General features: G+C 70.6%; 2 protein-coding genes. Both read left to right on the top strand.

The window, feature by feature from the left end:
- Positions 1–258: ChbG/HpnK family deacetylase (locus tag AC1DWF_RS36040; protein ID WP_476843245.1), on the top strand; the 258-nt coding region annotated here is incomplete at its 5' end.
- Between the two features lie 120 nt (positions 259–378).
- A partial coding sequence (locus tag AC1DWF_RS36045; protein ID WP_476843246.1) for an SDR family NAD(P)-dependent oxidoreductase occupies positions 379–621 on the top strand: 243 nt, incomplete at its 3' end.

A 621-nucleotide genomic window follows, 5' to 3' on the forward strand; every position in this document is an offset into this window, starting at 1 on the left:
GCGCCGGACCGCGTGGTCGGCCTCGCCTGGTCCGGCCACTTCACCGCCGACCGGCTGCTCGGCGTGTTGCCGCACCTGCCCGGGGGGGTCACGGAGCTCTACTTCCATCCCGCCAGCGCCGGCGGCTTCCCGGGCAGCGCTGACGGCTACGACTATGCCGGGGAGCTTGCCGCCCTGACCGATCCTGATGTGGCCGAGGCGCTGGCCGGGACGCCGCGCGGCGGCTACGCGGCCATGCTCTTGCCGAACGCCGCCTGACGCAGCAGTTAGAGCATGATCGCCGMMGGTGGAATCACCGRAGGCGTGAATCATGCTCTCAAAACAACAGGCTAGAGGCTTTGCAGTGRGCYCTTGCGAACGAAAAAGGCTCTAGTCCCGGTGAGCCCACTTCCCATCCGCGAGGAAATTCCGCGCCTGGCCCTCGTCACCGGGGGCGCGAAGCGGCTCGGCCGCGCCATCGCACTGGCCCTGGCCGAGGCGGGCTTCGACATCGCCATTCACTACAACAGCTCGGCCGAGGAGGCCGGCGCACTGGCCGGCGAGATCGCGCGACTGGGCCGCCGCGCCCTCGCCTTCCAGGCCGACCTCATGCAGGAGGCCGAGGTCGCCGCCCTGCTGCCC

This window comes from Aminobacter sp. P4_D5 (assembly GCF_056401815.1).